This is a genomic window from Nocardioides sp. zg-1230 (assembly GCF_013155335.1).
Classification (GTDB): domain Bacteria; phylum Actinomycetota; class Actinomycetes; order Propionibacteriales; family Nocardioidaceae; genus Nocardioides.
The window spans coordinates 469,092-485,634 of the sequence record NZ_JABJQZ010000004.1; the positions used below are offsets into that span (position 1 = coordinate 469,092).

14 protein-coding genes are annotated in these 16,543 nt (G+C 71.3%); 10 read left to right on the forward strand and 4 right to left on the reverse strand.

Annotated elements, in window-relative coordinates; all coding sequences use genetic code 11:
• Positions 1 to 64 precede the first annotated feature (64 nt).
• A complete protein-coding gene (locus tag HOO61_RS14145) occupies positions 65 to 1,183 on the reverse strand; it encodes a ThuA domain-containing protein (RefSeq protein WP_172259431.1) in 1,119 nt (372 codons plus the stop codon).
• A gap of 155 nt (positions 1,184 to 1,338) precedes the next feature.
• On the opposite strand from HOO61_RS14145, the gene HOO61_RS14150 reads away from it, so the two are divergent.
• The 4 genes from HOO61_RS14150 (at position 1,339) to HOO61_RS14165 (ending at position 8,337) form a co-directional block, all read left to right on the forward strand.
• Positions 1,339 to 2,301: a DUF2332 domain-containing protein gene (locus HOO61_RS14150; protein ID WP_367650181.1), complete on the forward strand. Its 963-nt coding sequence runs from the start codon at positions 1,339 to 1,341 to the stop codon at positions 2,299 to 2,301.
• Positions 2,302 to 2,483: 182 nt separating this feature from the next.
• The gene (gene dnaE / locus HOO61_RS14155) at positions 2,484 to 6,047 is read left to right on the forward strand and encodes a DNA polymerase III subunit alpha (protein ID WP_172259435.1); all 3,564 of its coding nucleotides are present in this window, start codon (positions 2,484 to 2,486) and stop codon (positions 6,045 to 6,047) included.
• Entirely contained in the window at positions 6,044 to 6,616 is a 573-nt protein-coding gene (locus tag HOO61_RS14160; RefSeq protein WP_172259437.1) for a hypothetical protein, read from the forward strand. The genes dnaE and HOO61_RS14160 overlap by 4 nt, the downstream gene beginning before the upstream one ends.
• A gap of 68 nt (positions 6,617 to 6,684) precedes the next feature.
• Positions 6,685 to 8,337, forward strand: coding sequence for a DUF3352 domain-containing protein (locus tag HOO61_RS14165; protein WP_172259439.1), 1,653 nt, complete (start codon positions 6,685 to 6,687; stop codon positions 8,335 to 8,337).
• A 14-nt stretch (positions 8,338 to 8,351) separates the two neighbouring features.
• Here the strand turns inward: HOO61_RS14165 and ybaK are convergent, their stop codons facing one another.
• Positions 8,352 to 8,840 carry a Cys-tRNA(Pro) deacylase gene (gene ybaK / locus HOO61_RS14170; RefSeq protein WP_172259441.1) on the reverse strand — a complete coding sequence of 163 codons (489 nt, stop codon included), beginning with the start codon at positions 8,838 to 8,840 and terminating at the stop codon, positions 8,352 to 8,354.
• Between the two features lie 66 nt (positions 8,841 to 8,906).
• Entirely contained in the window at positions 8,907 to 9,572 is a 666-nt protein-coding gene (locus tag HOO61_RS14175; RefSeq protein ID WP_172259443.1) for an LON peptidase substrate-binding domain-containing protein, read from the reverse strand.
• Positions 9,573 to 9,651: 79 nt separating this feature from the next.
• Here HOO61_RS14175 and hisD point away from each other — a divergent pair, with 79 nt between their 5' ends.
• The 6 genes from hisD to HOO61_RS14205 all read left to right on the forward strand — a co-directional run bounded on the left by hisD (position 9,652) and on the right by HOO61_RS14205 (position 15,911).
• Positions 9,652 to 10,974 (forward strand): histidinol dehydrogenase, encoded by a 1,323-nt coding sequence (gene hisD, locus HOO61_RS14180; protein ID WP_216658901.1) that lies wholly within the window; start codon positions 9,652 to 9,654, stop codon positions 10,972 to 10,974.
• Positions 10,971 to 12,113: a histidinol-phosphate transaminase gene (locus tag HOO61_RS14185; RefSeq protein WP_172259445.1), complete on the forward strand. Its 1,143-nt coding sequence runs from the start codon at positions 10,971 to 10,973 to the stop codon at positions 12,111 to 12,113. The genes hisD and HOO61_RS14185 overlap by 4 nt, the downstream gene beginning before the upstream one ends.
• The gene (gene hisB, locus HOO61_RS14190; protein ID WP_172259447.1) at positions 12,110 to 12,718 is read left to right on the forward strand and encodes an imidazoleglycerol-phosphate dehydratase HisB; all 609 of its coding nucleotides are present in this window, start codon (positions 12,110 to 12,112) and stop codon (positions 12,716 to 12,718) included. The genes HOO61_RS14185 and hisB overlap by 4 nt, the downstream gene beginning before the upstream one ends.
• Complete coding sequence (gene hisH / locus HOO61_RS14195) at positions 12,715 to 13,362, forward strand: imidazole glycerol phosphate synthase subunit HisH (protein ID WP_172259449.1); 648 nt, start codon at positions 12,715 to 12,717, stop codon at positions 13,360 to 13,362. Before hisB ends, hisH begins: the two co-directional genes overlap by 4 nt.
• A gap of 79 nt (positions 13,363 to 13,441) precedes the next feature.
• Positions 13,442 to 14,074, forward strand: a complete 633-nt coding sequence (locus tag HOO61_RS14200) for a hemerythrin domain-containing protein (RefSeq protein WP_172259451.1) — start codon at positions 13,442 to 13,444, stop codon at positions 14,072 to 14,074.
• A 127-nt stretch (positions 14,075 to 14,201) separates the two neighbouring features.
• The gene (locus HOO61_RS14205) at positions 14,202 to 15,911 is read left to right on the forward strand and encodes an alkaline phosphatase family protein (RefSeq protein ID WP_172259453.1); all 1,710 of its coding nucleotides are present in this window, start codon (positions 14,202 to 14,204) and stop codon (positions 15,909 to 15,911) included.
• Here the strand turns inward: HOO61_RS14205 and HOO61_RS14210 are convergent.
• Positions 15,908 to 16,420, reverse strand: coding sequence for a polyketide cyclase (locus tag HOO61_RS14210; RefSeq protein WP_172259455.1), 513 nt, complete (start codon positions 16,418 to 16,420; stop codon positions 15,908 to 15,910). The genes HOO61_RS14205 and HOO61_RS14210 overlap by 4 nt on opposite strands.
• Positions 16,421 to 16,543 lie beyond the last annotated feature (123 nt).

Below are 16,543 nucleotides of genomic sequence, written 5' to 3' on the forward strand. Positions count from 1 at the left end.
ACCGGCCGCACCCGAGGTGGGCGCGGCCGGTCGTCACCGTGGGGTGTGTGCCGGCTGGGATCGGTCAGTAGCCGACCAGGCCTCCCTGCCAGTCGACCAGGTCGGCGAGCTTCTCGACGAGGGTCTCGTCCTGCAGGCCGTGCGCCTTGCCCTTGGCCTTCTTGAGGATGTGCGCGGCAGCGGCGTGGTCACCCTGCTCGGCAGCGGCCTCGGCCGCGGAGAGGGCGTCGGCGACGTCGCCGCCGAGCTTGGCGTTGCGGTTGCCGCCCTCACTGAGGTCGGTGGCGATCTCCTCGACCTCCGGGAAGGTCACGCAGTTGCCGCCGCCCTCCACGACACCGGCGGTCCACTCGATGCCGCCGAGCAGGTGCTCCAGGAACAACGGTTCGGTGTAGGACGAGTCCACGTGGCCGGCGCCCTCGTACCAGGAGCGGCCGCCCTCGAAGTTGTGGCACCACGCGATCGGGTGGTCCTCGCCCATCGCGCCGCGGCCCGGGTTGTAGGTGCTCTCGTCGAGGGTCAGCAGGACGTGCACGTCCTCACGCGGGTTGGCGGTGAAGTTGTACCACTCGTCGAAGCGGATCCACTCCTTCGGCAGCATCGTGGTGGACGGGTGCTGGGGGCTCTCCACGACCATCGTGGCCGTCTGCTGTGCGGGGTGGCCGGCGAAGCGCGCGCTGCCGCCGGTCAGCTCGCTGTACCACGGCACGGTGTGCATCGAGTCGGTCGCTGCGTGCAGCCCGACGTAGCCGCCGCCCGCGCGGATGTAGCCCTGGAAAGCCGCCAGCTCGGTGTCGTTGAGCAGGCGCGGGCGCGCCGGGTCGAGGTTGTTGGTGGCGTCGACCGGCGATGCGAACAGGATCGTGGCGTACTGGCTGAGGCTCTCCGCCGTGGTGAACGGCGTCGAAGGCAGGGTGAGCGTGGTCTGCACCGGGTCCCAGACGTCGACGGTGAAGCCGTTCTCCTGGCCGAGCTTGATGACCGCGTTGGTCGTGTCGTCGATGTGGGAGTGGCGGAAGCCGAGGGTCTTGCCCACGACCAGCACCTTGTAGGGCTCGGCAGCAGCGGCGGAGCTCGCCGGCGCATCGGCAGCGCCCGCGCCTGCAGACGCGTACGTCGCTCCGGTCAGGAGCAGGGCGCCGGCGGCGAGGCCGGTGGTGATCAGGCTGAGCGGTTTCCTCATGGGTCGGTCCTCTCGGGAGGGTGGGGGGAGTTTGTTTGTATGGAACCCAAACAAATGCAGCTAGGGGGAACGCTATGTGACCCACGTCACCTAGGTCAACGCCCCCCGTTCGGACCATGGGCCCGCCGTGGCGGGTAGTCCGACAGGATGAGCGGGTGCTGCTCTACGACGACGTGGTGACCGAGTACCGCGACTTCGCGACGTACGCCGCCGGCGACTCGCCCTGCTTCGAGGAGTGGGCCCTCGGTGTCGCCGACGACGCCGTGGTCCTGGCATGGCTGGCCGCCCTGCCGCCGGTCAAGCGTCAGCCCAACCTGGTCTTCGCCGCCGCCCGCTGGCACGGAGCGCCCGCCCCGTCGCCGTACGACACCCTGCGCACGGTGCTGCTCGAGCAGGAGCCGGAGGTGCGGGCGACCGTCATGGCGCGGGCGACGCAGACCAACGAGGTCGGGCGCCTCGCCACCCTCGTCCCGGTGCTCGGCCTGGTCGACGGACCGCTGGCGCTGGTCGAGGTCGGCGCCAGCGCCGGCCTGTGCCTGTTCCCGGACCGCTACGACTACGCGTGGCCGCCCCTGGGCGGGTTGCGGGGGAGCGGCGGTCCGCTGCTGAGCACCCTGACCACCGGGGACCTGCCCGTGCCGGCCACCCACCCCCGCGTCGCGTGGCGCGGCGGCGTGGACCTCAACCCCCTCGACGTCACCGACGCCGACGCCATGGCGTGGCTGGCCAACCTGGTGTGGCCCGAGCAGGACGAGCGCCGCGAGCGGTTGCGGGCCGCCGTCGACGTCGCCCGCCGCGAGCCGCCGGTGATCCGGGAGGGCGACCTCCTCGACCACGTCGCGGACCTCGTCGACGAGGCGGCGCGGCACGGCACGCCCGTCGTCCTCCACTCGGCGGTGATCGCCTACCTCGAGGAGCCGGACCGCGAGCGGTTCCACGACCTGATGACGGGTCTCGTGGCCGAGGGCCGCTGCCGGTGGATCAGCAACGAGGGAGGGCGGGTCCTGCCGCGCGTCACCGGTGCCCTGGAGGTGCCCTCCGGGCGGTTCGTGACCGCGCTCGACGGCACCCCGGTGGCGTACAGCCACGGCCACGGCCACGCGATCGACTGGCTGTGAGCGCGGCGCCCGCCACGACGCTGGTCGGGGTCGGGTCGGGCCGAGTGTCCTGTCGGTGGGGCCGGGCACACTGACGTAGGCTGACTGCTCTTCCCCCTCCTTCTGGAGCACGCTGCGCAGTCAGCACCTCTGCCCCACCCGTGACACCGTCAGCGACCCCGAAAGGCGCGGAAGTCTCCTCCATGTCGTCCGGTTCCTCCACCAGCTCCGCGGACAACTTCGTGCACCTGCACGTGCACACCGAGTACTCCATGCTCGACGGCGCATCGCTGCTCGACGGGCTGTTCCAGCGCACCGCCGAGCTGGGCATGCCGGCGATCGCGATGACCGACCACGGCAACCTGCACGGCGCCTACGACTTCTACCGCAAGGCCAAGCAGCACGGCGTGAAGCCGATCATCGGCATCGAGGCCTACCTCACCCCCGGCACGATGCGCGGCGAGCGCCGCCGGGTCCGCTGGGGCCAGGGCGACCTCGCCGAGGAGGGCGGCAAGGACGTCGCCGGCGGCGGCGCCTACACCCACATGACCATGTGGGCGGAGACGACCGAGGGGATGCACAACCTCTTCCGGCTCGCCAGCCTCGCCAGCCTCGAGGGCTACTACTACAAGCCCCGGATGGACCGCGAGCTGCTCCAGCGCTACTCGAAGGGCATCATCGCCAGCACGGGGTGCCTGTCCGGTGAGATCCAGACCCGGCTGACGCTCGGCCAGTACGACGAGGCACTCCGCGCAGCCGGGGAGTTCCAGGACATCTTCGGCAAGGACAACTTCTACCTCGAGCTGATGGACCACGGCATCGCCGCCGAGCGAGCCACGCGCAAGGACCTGCAGAAGATCGCCGCGACGCTCGGCCTGCCGACGATCGTCACCAACGACACCCACTACACCAACCCCGAGGACGCCGACGGCCAGGACGCCCTCATCTGCGTGGCCTCCGGCAAGCGGCTGGCCGACACCAACCGGCTCAAGTTCGACGGCGGCGGCTACTACATCAAGTCCGCCGCCGAGATGCGTGAGCTCTGGGCCGACGTGCCGGAGGGGTGCGACAACACCCTCGAGATCGCCGAGCGGTGCAACGTCGAGTTCGTCGAGTCCACGGGCGGCTACATGGCCCGCGCCGACGTCCCCGAGAGCGAGACCGAGGAGTCCTGGTTCCGCAAGGAGGTGTGGCGGGGCATCGAGTCGCGCTACCCCGGCGAGCGGCTGACCCAGGAGGTCAAGGACCGGGTCGAGATGGAGCTGGGCGTCATCTCGCAGAAGGGCTACTGCGGCTACTACCTCGTGGTCGCCGACTTCATCCAGTGGTCCAAGCGCAACGGCATCCGCGTGGGCCCGGGTCGTGGCTCCGGAGCGGGTTCCATCGCCGCCTACGCGTTGAGCATCACCGACCTGTGCCCGCTGGAGCACGGCCTGTTCTTCGAGCGGTTCCTCAACCCCGAGCGTCCCTCGATGCCCGACTTCGACATCGACTTCGACGACGCGCGCCGCGGCGAGGTCATCAAGTACGTCACCGAGAAGTACGGCAGCGAGCGGGTGGCGCAGATCGCGACCTTCGGCCGCCTCAAGTCCAAGGCCGCCATCAAGGACGCCGCGCGCGTGCTCGACCACGGCTTCGCCATCTCCGACCGCATCACCAAGGCGCTTCCGCCCGACGTGATGGGCAAGGGTGTCGCGCTCAAGGACATCTTCGACCCCCAGCACAAGCGCTACAACGAGGGCGGCGAGTTCCGCGCGCTCCACGACTCCGACCCCGACGTGCGCACGATCTTCCACACGGCGCTCGGCCTCGAGGGCCAGATCCGCAACTGGGGCGTGCACGCGGCGGGCGTGATCATGTCGAGCGAGCCCATCATCGACGTCGTACCGATCATGGCGCGGCCGCAGGACGGCGCCATCATCACCCAGTTCGACTACCCGATGTGCGAGTCGCTCGGGCTGGTCAAGATGGACTTCCTCGGCCTGTCCAACCTCCGGATCCTCGAGGACGCGCTGGCCAACATCCAGGTCAACCGCGACGAGACGGTCGTGCTGGAGGAGCTGCCCTTCGACGACCGCGCGACCTACGAGCTGATGGGTCGCGGCGACACGCTCGGCGTCTTCCAGCTCGACGGCTCGGGCATGCGCGCGCTGCTCCGCTCCCTGCAGCCTGACGCCTTCGCCGACATCACCGCCGTCAGCGCGCTCTACCGCCCCGGTCCGATGGGTGCCGACTCCCACAACAAGTACGCGCGCCGCAAGAACGGCCGCGAGGCGATCGAGCCGATCCACCCCGCGCTCGCCGAGGCGCTCGAGCCGGTCCTGGGGGAGACCTACGGCCTGATCGTCTACCAGGAGCAGGTCATGGCGATCGCCCAGGTGCTCGCCGGCTTCACCCTGGGCGCCGCCGACAACCTCCGCCGCGCGATGGGCAAGAAGAAGAAGGAGGAGCTCGACAAGCAGTACGCCGGTTTCCAGGCCGGCATGCTCGAGCGCAACTTCCCCCAGGTCGCGATCGACAAGCTCTGGGAGATCCTGCTCCCGTTCTCCGACTACGCCTTCAACAAGTCGCACTCCGCCGCCTACGGCGTCATCACCTACTGGACGGCCTACCTCAAGGCCAACTACCCGGCCGAATACATGGCCGCGCTCCTCACGTCCGTCAAGGACGACAAGGACAAGATGGCGATCTACCTCAACGAGTGCCGGCGCATGAAGATCCAGGTCCTGCCGCCCGACGTCAACGAGTCGCACGCGAACTTCACCCCGGTGGGCCACGACATCCGCTTCGGCCTCACCGCCGTGCGCAACGTCGGCAGCAACGTCGTCGACCGGATCGTCACAGCGCGCGAGGAGAAGGGCCGCTACACCGACTTCAACGACTTCATGGACAAGGTCCCGGCCCTGGTCTGCAACAAGCGGGTCCTGGACTCACTGATCAAGGCCGGCGCCTTCGACGACATGAAGCACCGGCGCCGGGCCCTCTCGATCATCCACGAGGACGCCGTCGAGAAGTACGTCCAGGCGAAGAAGGACGACGAGAGCGGGCAGGACTCGCTCATCGACATGCTGATGCCGGACGACGTGGGCGCCGCGGGTGCGACGGTCGTGATCCCCGACGTCGACGACTGGGACAAGATGACCCTGCTCGGCCACGAGCGCGAGATGCTCGGCCTCTACGTCTCCGACCACCCGCTCCTCGGCCTCGAGCACGTGCTGTCCCAGGGCACCGACTGCACGATCGGCCAGCTGACGCTCGACGAGGAGCGCGCCCACAACTCCACGCTCACCGTCAGCGGCCTCATCACGTCGGTCTCGCGCAAGATCACCAAGCGGGGCGACCCGTGGGCGACGATCACGCTCGAGGACCTCGACGGTGCCATCGACGTCCTCCTCTTCCCGAGCGCCTACACGCTCGCCTCGACGCTGCTCGTCGAGGACAACATCGTCCGGGTCAAGGGCCAGCTCTCGCGCGACAAGGACCAGCCCGAGCTCCGCGCGCAGGAGGTCACCGCTCCCGACCTGACGCAGGGACCGACCGGGCCGGTCGTGATCAGCCTGCCGTCGACGCGGTGCACCCCACCGGTCGTGGCCCAGCTGCGTGACGTCCTCGGCACCCACCCCGGGATGACCGAGGTGCAGCTGCGACTGCTCACCCGGAGCTCCACCAAGGTGCTGCGCCTCGACGACAACCTGCGGGTCAGCCCCAGCCCGGCGCTGTTCGCCGACCTCAAGCAGCTGCTCGGCCCCGGCTGCCTGACGGGATGAGCGACCTGACGGGGGCCGCCGGCCCGCGGGACCAGGTGACCGGCTCGACCGGCCGGGTGCTGCCCCGCATGCTCACGATCCTCGCTGCCTTCGTCGTGGGCGGTGCAGCCGCTGGGGTGCTCTGGGAGCGGCTGTGGGACGCGCCCACGGGTGTCGCCTTCGAGGGCCGCTGGTACCTCGAGCCCGCGGGGCCCGACTTCTCCTTCGAGGCGATCGCCCTCTACGTCCTGATCGCCTTCCCGCTCGGTCTCGTCCTGGCCGTGCTGGCCGGGTTGTGGCGCGGGCACGAGACCGCCACCGTGGTGACGGTGCTCGTCGCGGCAGGCATCGCCGCGGTGGCCATGTACGCCGTCGGCAGCGCGCTCGGACCTCCCGACCCGCAGGCGCTGGCCGCCGGCCAGCCCGACTACACCCCGTTGCCGGGTGACCTCGGGCTGACCGCCCCGGACGAGGGCCGGGTGCAGTGGCACTCGACCGCGTTCGTCGCCCTGCCGGCCGGTGCCATGGCCGGTCTGGTCGGGTCCTATCTCTTGGGGAACAGAGGGTTCGCCCGGCGCTCGCGTGGGTAGGCTTGCGCCGCCCGCAACTGGGCAGTCCCGACGCCGTCGGGACCCGTGCGACGGGGGAGCAGAGCGAGATGAGCATGACACCGGGCGGGCCGGCCGAGAGGCCTGACTACCTCGACGGATCGGGGCCCGCGCAGCCGGCGCCCGACAACGACAACAAGAAGCGCCTGATCGCGGTCGGGGCGATCGTCGCAGGTGGCGCGGTCGTCGCCGGCGGCGCCTGGGCGGCCACCAGCTTCTTCGCCACCGGTGCGCAGCCAGCCGAGGCGCTGCCTGCCTCGACGGTCGCCTACGTCAGCGTCGACCTCGACCCGAGCGGCGGCCAGAAGATCGAGGCCATCAAGACGCTGCGCAAGTTCCCCGGATTCGTCGACCAGGTCGACCTGCAGGCCGACGAGGACCTGCGCGAGCGCCTGTTCGAGGAGATCACTTCCTCCGGCGAGTGTGAGGGCCTCGACTACGCCGCCGACGTCAAGCCGTGGCTCGGCTCACGGGCCGCGATGGCCGTCATCGACCTCGGCGAGGACGAGCCGACCCCGGTCGGGGTCGTGCAGACCACCGACGGGGGCAAGGCCGAGGAGGGCCTCGCCACGCTGGTCGAGACGTGCGGTGGGTCGGACGAGGAGGGCGACGTCGGTGGCTGGGTCGTCGACGGCGACTGGATCGTCCTGGCCGAGACCAACGACATCGCCCAGCAGGTCGTCGACGCCGCCGACGGCTCGACGCTGGCCGCCGACTCCTCCTTCCAGGAGTGGACCGGGGCAGCGGGCGACGACGGCGTCATGTCGATGTACGTCGGCAAGGGCGTCACGAAGTACGTCGAGGACCTCGCCGGCATGGGCGGCATGGGAATGATGGGCATGCCCGGTGCCCCGATGGCGGACGAGAACTGGATGGCCGAGGAGCCGCCCTCCGAGGAGGTCCCCGAGGAGCTCCAGCAGATGATCAACGACTTCGACGGAGCGGCCGCGACCGTGCGGTTCGACGATGGGTCGGTCGAGGTCGAGTACGCCATGTCCGACTACAACCCGGACATGACCCGCTTCATGACGAGCGAGCAGGGGGTCGACATGATCTCCGCGCTCCCGGAGGACACCGTCGCGGCCTTCGGGTTCGCCCTCGAGGAGGGCTGGGCGGAGGCGATGCTCGACTACGTCAAGACCCTGGCCCCCGACGAGAGCGCCTCGATCGACGACCAGCTCGCCCAGTTCGAGACGGAGACCGGCCTCGCCTTCCCCGAGGACATCGAGACCCTGCTCGGCGACGGAGTGACGGTGTCGATGGGCAGCGGCCTCGACCCCGACGCCGTGGCCAACGGCGGACCGGGCGAGGTCCCGGTCGGCATCCGGATCGACGGCGACGCCGACGAGATCCAGGCCGTGCTCGACAAGATCGCTGCGCAGGCCGGCCCCGAGATGGCGGAGTTCATGCAGGTGAGCGAGGGTGACGGCTATGCCGTGCTCGCCCTCCAGGACGACTACCGCGGCGCCCTCGAGGGCGGGGGCAGCCTCGGCGACAGCGCGACCTACTCCGAGGTCGTCGAGGCCGACGAGGCGCAGTCGGTCCTCTTCGTCAACTTCAACGCCGACGACGACTGGCTGGTCCGCCTCGCCGGCGACATGCCCGAGGTCAGCGAGAACCTCGAGCCGCTCGCTGCGCTCGGGGTGAGCGGGTGGGTCGACGACGGGGTCGTGCACGGCCTGGTCAAGCTGACGACCGACTGACTCACCCGACTGACTCAGCGACCGATGGTGGCGGTCACCGCTCCGGTGATCGCCACCAGGTCAGTCGGTGCGAGCTCGATGTCGAAGCCACGCCGACCGCCCGACACCAGGATCGTGTCGTGGTCCAGGGCCGACGCGTCGAGCACCGTGCGGTGCCGTCGCTTCTGCCCGACCGGCGAGATGCCGCCTGCGACGTAGCCCGTCGCCCGTTCGGCGGCGGCCACCTCCGCCATCACGGCCTTGCTGCCGCCCAGGGCGCGCGCCAGTGCCTTCAGGTCGAGCTGGCCCGTGACCGGCACGATGCCCACCACCAGCGAGCCGTCGAGCGACGCGAGCAGCGTCTTGAAGACCCGACGGGGGTCGACGTCGAGCGCCTCGGCGGCTTCCAGCCCGTACGACGTCGCCCGGGGGTCGTGCTCGTACGCACGCACCTCGAACGCGATGCCCGCCGCGGAGAGCGCCACCGTGGCCGGCGTACCTCCGACGCTCTTTCGTTTGGCCACCGCTTGTTCCTTCGTGTCGTGCTGGGTGATTTCGCCGCGCTCGTGCCTCGCGCGCCACTGCGCGCCTCAGTTCGGCGACCACGCGGTGCGAGCCACCTGGGTGGCGGGCAGCGACGGGATGACGTTGATCGCTCGCAGCTCCTCGGTGAGCAGCCGGGTGACCAGCGTGAGCCGCTCGGTGGCGTCCTCCGCCTCCAGGAGCGACTGTCGCTCCGCCATGGGCAGCGGCGCCAGCGCCGACAGGGTCCACGCGAGGTAGTCGGGGTCGCGGGGGAGCGTCCCGCTGAACGGGTCGCCCTGCAGCTCGGTCATCGCCGCGCGGAACGCCGTGAAGGTGGCGCGCGCGCGTTCGAGCACCTCCGCCGGCACCTGCACCTCCGGCTCGGGGAGCACGACCGCCAAGCCCTGGGGGTAGTCGGCACCGCGCTGCATCTCCTCGAGCACCAGCCGCTCGCGGGCGACGGCGACGATGTCGAAGGTGCCGTCCTCGCGCCGGTCGACCTCGGTGAGCTGCAGGACGCAGCCGACCCGGTAGACCGACTGCGCACCGTGGTCCCCGACCTCGTAGCCCTCGCGGATGGCGACCGTGCCGAAGACGCGCTCGGCAGGGTCCCGCACCTCGAGCAGGTGGCGCACCAGCATCCGGTAGCGGTCCTCGAAGACGTGGAGCGGCACGCTCATCCCCGGGAACACCACGGTGCTCAGCGGGAACATCGGCAGTGGATCGCTCACACCCACGACACTAGTGGCCGCTGTCCACCCTGCACCCGCGACTTCGGGTCGACCCGCGGGGGAACCTAGAATCAGGGGCATGTCCCTGATCCGTCGCATCGACCTGAGGGGCGCCGACGCGGCGTCCGTCGACTACCGCGCGAGCGTGCCGCGCGCCGAGTTCGACGTCGAGGCCGCCACACATCAGGTGCAGCCGATCCTCGACGCGGTCCGCCTGCGGGGCGTGGAGGCGATCACCGACTTCTCAGCTCGCTTCGACGGCGTGCGCAGCGACGACATCGCAGTGCCCCGTGAGGCACTGGCGACCGCCCTCGACGAGCTCGACCCGGCCGTGCGGGCCGGTCTCGAGGAGTCGATCCGGCGCCTGCGGGCCACCTGCGAGGCGGAGCTCGAGCACGACGTCACGAGCCGGGTCGCTCCCGGGGCGACCGTCACCCACCGCAAGGTGCCGATCGACCGCGTCGGCCTCTACGTCCCCGGCGGGCTCGCCCCGCTGGTGAGCAGCGTCGTGATGAACGTCGTCCCCGCGCAGGTCGCCGGGGTGCGCTCGATCGCGCTGGCGAGCCCGCCGCAGAAGCACCGCGACGGCCTCCCGGAGCCGACCATCCTGGCTGCGTGCGCCCTGCTCGGCGTCGACGAGGTGTACGCCGTCGGCGGCGCCCAGGCGATCGCGATGTTCGCCTACGGCGCCGGCCCCTGCGAGCGCGTCGACCTGGTGACCGGGCCGGGCAACATCTACGTCGCGGCCGCCAAGCGGTTGCTGCGCGGCGTCGTCGGCATCGACTCCGAGGCCGGCCCCACCGAGATCGCGATCCTCGCCGACGACAGCGCGGAGGCCGCGTTCGTCGCCGCCGACATGGTCAGCCAGGCCGAGCACGACCCGATGGCCGCCGCGGTGCTGGTCACCGACTCGCTCGAGCTGGCCGACGCCGTGGAGACCGAGCTCGACAAGCAGGTCTTCGCCACCCGCCACACCGAGCGCATCCGTACCGCGCTCGGCGGCCGCCAGTCCGCAATCGTGCTGGTCGACGACATGGACCAGGGCGTCGAGGTCGTCGACGCCTACGCCGCCGAGCACCTCGAGATCCTCACGCGAGATGCCGCGGCCCACGCCGCGCGGGTGCGCAACGCCGGCGCCATCTTCGTCGGCCCGTGGTCGCCGGTGTCGCTGGGGGACTACTGCGCGGGCTCCAACCACGTGCTCCCGACGGCCGGCTGCGCCTGCCACTCCAGCGGGCTGTCCGTGCGGGCCTTCACCAAGTCGGTCCACGTCATCGACTACTCGCGCGACGCGCTCGCCGAGGTCGCGGCCCACGTCGTGACGCTGGCCGAGGCCGAGGACCTCCCGGGCCACGGCCAGGCGGTCGGCGTGCGTTTCGACGACGGCCGGTCCGGACGGTGACCGGGCTCTTCCCCCCGCTGCGCGAGGAGCTGCGGGGGATCGAGCCCTACGGTGCGCCCCAGCTCTCGCTGGAGCAGGCGCCCGTGCAGCTCAACGTCAACGAGAACCCCTACGGACCGTCGCCCGAGGCGGCAGCCGACATCGCCCGCGCCGTCGGCGAGGCCGCGGTCTCGCTCAACCGCTACCCCGACCGCGAGTTCGTCGAGCTGCGCGCGGCCCTCGCGGCGTACCTCGACACCTCATGCGGGTCCGGCATCACGCCGGAGATGGTGTGGGCGGCCAACGGGTCAAACGAGGTCATGCTGCAGCTGCTGCAGGCCTTCGGCGGTCCGGGGCGGGTCGCGCTGTCGTTCGCCCCGACCTACTCGATGTATCCCGAGTATGCCCGCGACACGATGACCGAGTGGGTCGCCGGCCACCGAGCCGAGGACTTCACCCTCGACCTCGACGCCGCGCGTCGGCTGGTCGAGGAGCGCCGGCCGTCGGTCGTCCTGCTGCCCAGCCCGAACAACCCGACCGGGACGGCGCTGCCGCCCGAGGCCGTGACGATGCTGTGCGAGACCGCCGCGTCCTACGAACCCGCGGGCCTCGTGGTCGTCGACGAGGCCTACGGCGAGTTCCGCCGCGCCGGCACCCCGAGCGCGCTCGAGCTGCTGCCGCGGCACCGCAACCTCGTCGTGACACGCACGATGAGCAAGGCGTTCGCCCTCGCCGGGGCGCGACTGGGCTACCTCGCCGCCGACCCCGCGATCTGCGACGCGATCCGCGTCGTGCGGCTGCCCTACCACCTGTCGGCCGTCACCCAGGCGACCGCGCTGGCAGCGCTGCGGCACGCCCCGGAGCTGCTGGGCAAGGTCGATGAGCTGCGCGCCGAGCGCGACGCGACCGTGGCCTGGCTGCGCGAGCAGGGCCTCGAGGTCGCCGACTCCGACGCCAACTTCGCGCTGTTCGGCCGCTTCGCCGACCGGCACGCGGTCTGGCAGGGTCTGGTGGACCGCGGCGTGCTGATCCGCGAGACCGGGCCCGACGGGTGGCTGCGCGTGTCCATCGGGACGGCCGAGGAGATGGCAGCGTTCAAGAAGGCCCTGCTGGAGACGCTCCAGCACACCGACGAGCAGACGAAGGAGCAGCCGGCATGAGCCGCACCGCGAAGATCGAGCGCACCACCAAGGAGTCCCGCGTCCTCGTCGAGGTCGACCTCGACGGCAGCGGCCGCTCCGACGTGTCGACCGGTGTGGGGTTCTACGACCACATGCTCGACGCCTTCGCCCGCCACTCGCTCGTCGACCTCGTCGTGCAGACCAGTGGCGACACGCACATCGACGCCCACCACTCGGTCGAGGACACCGCCATCGTGCTCGGCCAGGCGCTGCGCGAGGCCCTCGGCGACAAGGCCGGCATCCGTCGCTTCGGTGACGCGACCGTCCCGCTCGACGAGGCGATCGTCCAGGCCGTGGTCGACGTGTCCGGCCGCCCCTACTGCGTGCACACCGGAGAGCCCGAGGGCCAGGAGTACGTCGCCATCGGCGGCACCGGCGCCACCTACATGGGCTCCCTGACCCGTCACGTCTTCGAGACGATCTCCTTCCACGCCCACCTCGCGCTCCACGTGCGGGTGCTCGGCGGGCGCGACCCGCACCACGTGGTCGAGGCGCAGTTCAAGGCCTTTGCCCGCGCCTTCCGCGACGCCGTCGCGCTCGACCCCCGCGAGACCGGCGTACCGTCGACGAAGGGCAGCCTGTGACGGCTCCCGACGTCGTCGTCCTCGACTACGGGTCGGGCAACCTCCGCTCGGTGGTGCGCGCCGTCGAGCGGGCGGGAGCCAGGGTCACCCTGACCGGTGACTTCGAGACCGCGCTCGCCGCCGACGGCCTCGTGGTGCCCGGCGTCGGCGCGTACGCCGCCTGCATGGCGGGCCTGCGTGCGATCAAGGGCGAGCGGATCATCGGCCGGCGCCTCGCGGGCGGACGGCCCGTCCTGGGCATCTGCGTCGGGATGCAGATCCTGTTCGCGGGCGGGGTCGAGCACGGTGTCGAGACCGCGGGCTGCGACGAGTGGCCCGGGCTGGTGACCCGGCTCGAGGCCGACGTGGTGCCGCACATGGGCTGGAACACCGTCGAGGCGCCCGAGGGCACGCGGTTGTTCGCCGGCGTCGAGGACGAGCGGTTCTACTTCGTGCACTCCTACGCCGCACGCTCCTGGGACCTCGTCACCAACGACCGCACGGCCGCGCCGCTGGTGACCTGGGCCGAGCACGGGGGAGACCGGTTCGTGGCCGCGGTCGAGAACGGGCCGCTGTCCGCGACCCAGTTCCACCCGGAGAAGTCCGGCGACGCCGGCGCCGCGCTGCTCGCCAACTGGGTCGGATCTCTGCGGGTCGCGGGCTAGGGCGCGGCGCTCCCCACAGGCCGGCGAATACCCCGAAATCGGGTCGCCCGGGGCGGTGCCGGCTGGCTACCGTCCGAGCATGACGGGGACCTTGAGCATCAACCAGGTGATCCACGCGGCCGTACGACGCGACGTGGGCCGCACCGAGCAGGCGCTGCGCACGTTGCCCGATGGCGACACCGCGCGCGCCCGCCAGATCCGGACCGCGTGGCGCAACCTGGTGCGCGAGCTGACCCACCACCACGAGGCCGAGGACGAGCACGTGTGGCCGTTCCTGCAGTCACGCGGCGTGGACCTGACGCTGCTCGAGGAGATGGAGGCCGAGCACGTCGCGATGAAGCAGGCGCTGGCGTCGGTGTCGACGAGCCTCGACTCCGTCGTCGCCGCACCGTCCACGTTCAACGCCGCAGCCGCCGCCGACGAGGTGGCGCGAGCCCGCGTGGTGATCAACGGCCACCTCGACCACGAGGAGCGTGACGTCGAAGGCCCGATGGGCGACCTGGCCGACGACGAGGAGTTCAAGGCGATGACCAAGAAGCTGCGCCCGGCCAGCCCGGTCGACGCGGCCAACTCGCTGGCGTGGATGCAGGACGGCGCGGGCCAGCGCGAGCGGTCGTCGCTGCGGGCCGCCATCCCGGGGCCCGTCATCACCCTCCTCACGCTGCTCCTCGCCCGGCGCTACCGGCGCGAGGTCGCCCCGGTCTGGCGCTGAGGCGTTCAGCGCCCGCCTGCCAGGAGCCGCCAGACCTACCCATCCCGGGGGATTGCCGGGGGTGGCGGCCGGGTCTACGTTCGGCTCACGGACCGCGGCAGCGCCGCCGCGCCGGGAGGGAGTCGTCATGGCTCAGCGCCGCACCCGCCTGCTCGCCGTCGTCGCCGCCTCGGCGGTGGCGCTCACCGTCGCCGGGACCCAGTCCGGCGCCAGTGCCGGGGGGCGCGGTGGGCACGGGCCTAGCGCGGCCGACCGGCCGACGAAGGTGGTGATCATCGTCGTCGACGCGCTCAGCAAGGAGATCGTCGAGGACTACGGCATGCACCACGTGCAGGCGCTGATGAAGGACGGCGTCGACACGCCGAAGGGCTACCTCGGCCACACCGGGTCGGTCACGGTCGTCACCCACAACGTCGTCACCACAGGGGCGGAGCCCCGGCACATGGGATGGACGACCGAGGGCTACCGCGACGTCGACGGCCTCCTCGGTGCACCCGGCGGCCTGTACATCACCAGCAACTTCGGCCGCGCCCAGATGGCGCCGCTTCAGCAGGCGGCCGGCTACCCCCACCTGTCCGACTACCTCGACGACACCGGCAAGGTGTTCACCGTCAGCCCCAAGGGCTACGCCGCGTGGGGGCTCAGCGGTCCGGGCTCGGCCAACACCTCCACCATCACGTTCGGGAGCGGCCCGACCTGCCCCAACCCCGACGGCACCAGCACGCGCTACCGCCAGCCGACCGGCTTCAACGTCCCGTCCTACTTCTCCACCGCCTGCGGGTCCCGCTGGCTGGCCCGCCGCGACACCATCTACGACACCGGCCAGTACCCGGCACAGCTCTACCCCGCCACGGACGACCGCTACGTCGTGGGCCACCACCCCGTCCAGCGGGGTGGCGATGTCTGGGCCACCGACGCGGTCCTCGAGGTCATGGAGCAGGAGGGCGACGGCTGGAGCGGCATCTTCGTCAGCCTGCCCGGCGTCGACAAGGCCGCGCACATGTGGGGCGGGGTCAACGACCCGGAGGGCGCGACGCCCGGCTACGACCCGATGACGCACATGAGGTACGCCACCGAGACCGCCGACGCCCAGGTCGGACGCATCATGCAGGCGCTCGAGGACAGCGGTCAGCTCGACGACACACTGGTCGTCCTGACCGCCGACCACGGGTCGGTCGCGGCCGACGAGGGCCACTTCCACGGTGACTTCGAGCCGGAGAACGACTACGGCTACTACAACTGGTACTACGGCTCGCCGGCCAACGACGTCCCCTACCTGCGCCCGCAGGAGGCGCTGCTCCCGCTCATCGAGGGCACAAACGACGGGACCGGGGCGACCAACGTCGGCCTCTCCTACAGCGACTCCTCGCTCAACGTGTGGCTGAAGGACCAGTCGCCGGAGGCGGTCACCGAGGCGGCGGACATCATGGAGGACCTGGCCGACGTGACCGCGGTGTGGCGCCGCAACGGGGACCACTACGACCTGGCGTCCCCCGTGCGCTGGGACCGGATGCACGGCGCCGAGAAGCACTGGTTCGCCACCAAGGCGCAGGAGCTCGTCGACACGCAGGCCGCCGACTACGGCCCCGACCTGATCGCGACGCTCCCCGACGACACGACGTACTCCGTGCTCGGCGACCACGGCGGCATCCAGCGTGCGTCCCAACAGGTCCCGATCGTCTTCGCCGGCGCGAACACGTCCCATCGCGACCTGCATGCGGAGGTGCGATCGGTCGACATCATGCCGACGGTCCTGGAAGCCATGGGGATCGAGGCGACCCACCCGATGGACGGCACCGCCTACGACCTGCCGACCCGGAGGGGCGGCCGGGGCTAGCGGGGTCGTCCGGCGCGCTCGTCGCCCTCGGCCAGCTCCCTCAGCGTCAGCAGCTGCCTGCGCGCCATCACCAGGTCGCCGACCGAGAGGGCTGGCGCCAGCCACCTGCTGGTGCGTGCGACGACCTTGAGCACGAGACGTACGTCGCCGCCGTGCGGCAGGACGGCGTACGACAGGTGGGCACCCATGATCGTCGCCGTCAGCTCGCGGCCCGGGTCGACCGCCACGATCCGTCCCTGGTCACGGCCGAGGGCGCGGGTGAACGGCTCACCCACCCGCGGGTCGGGCAGGTCGCGGAGCTCGCGCGGTGAGCGCCGACCGAGGTTGTCGACGAGGTCGTAGGAGTAGGGCGCCAGGCGCACCTGGACGACCCGTGCCCACACCGTCGCCGGGCGTGCATGGACCGTGACGCCGCGCCATGCCTCGAGGGTCGGGCGGATGACGAACGCGTCGCACCCGTACGCGCGTCGTACGTCCGCGTCGCTGACGCCCCACCGGTCGCCGATCACGGTTGCACGCTAGCGCGGCGCCGCGATCCCCGCGCACGCGTGAACTGCGGCCGGGACAGCGCGACCCGCCGCCTGGTCGCGCGCCCCAGCCCGTAGATCGAAGTCTGCTTGCGGTGCGTACGA

Bases quoted from the DNA above. Each gene is read 5' to 3' on its own strand.
- HOO61_RS14145 (WP_172259431.1), bottom strand. From the start codon at position 1,183: ATGAGGAAACCGCTCAGCCTGATCACCACCGGCCTCGCCGCCGGCGCC.
- dnaE (WP_172259435.1), top strand. From the start codon at position 2,484: ATGTCGTCCGGTTCCTCCACCAGCTCCGCGGACAACTTCGTGCACCTG.
- HOO61_RS14160 (WP_172259437.1), top strand. From the start codon at position 6,044: ATGAGCGACCTGACGGGGGCCGCCGGCCCGCGGGACCAGGTGACCGGC.
- HOO61_RS14165 (WP_172259439.1), top strand. From the start codon at position 6,685: ATGAGCATGACACCGGGCGGGCCGGCCGAGAGGCCTGACTACCTCGAC.
- hisD (WP_216658901.1), top strand. From the start codon at position 9,652: ATGTCCCTGATCCGTCGCATCGACCTGAGGGGCGCCGACGCGGCGTCC.
- hisB (WP_172259447.1), top strand. From the start codon at position 12,110: ATGAGCCGCACCGCGAAGATCGAGCGCACCACCAAGGAGTCCCGCGTC.
- HOO61_RS14200 (WP_172259451.1), top strand. From the start codon at position 13,442: ATGACGGGGACCTTGAGCATCAACCAGGTGATCCACGCGGCCGTACGA.
- HOO61_RS14205 (WP_172259453.1), top strand. From the start codon at position 14,202: ATGGCTCAGCGCCGCACCCGCCTGCTCGCCGTCGTCGCCGCCTCGGCG.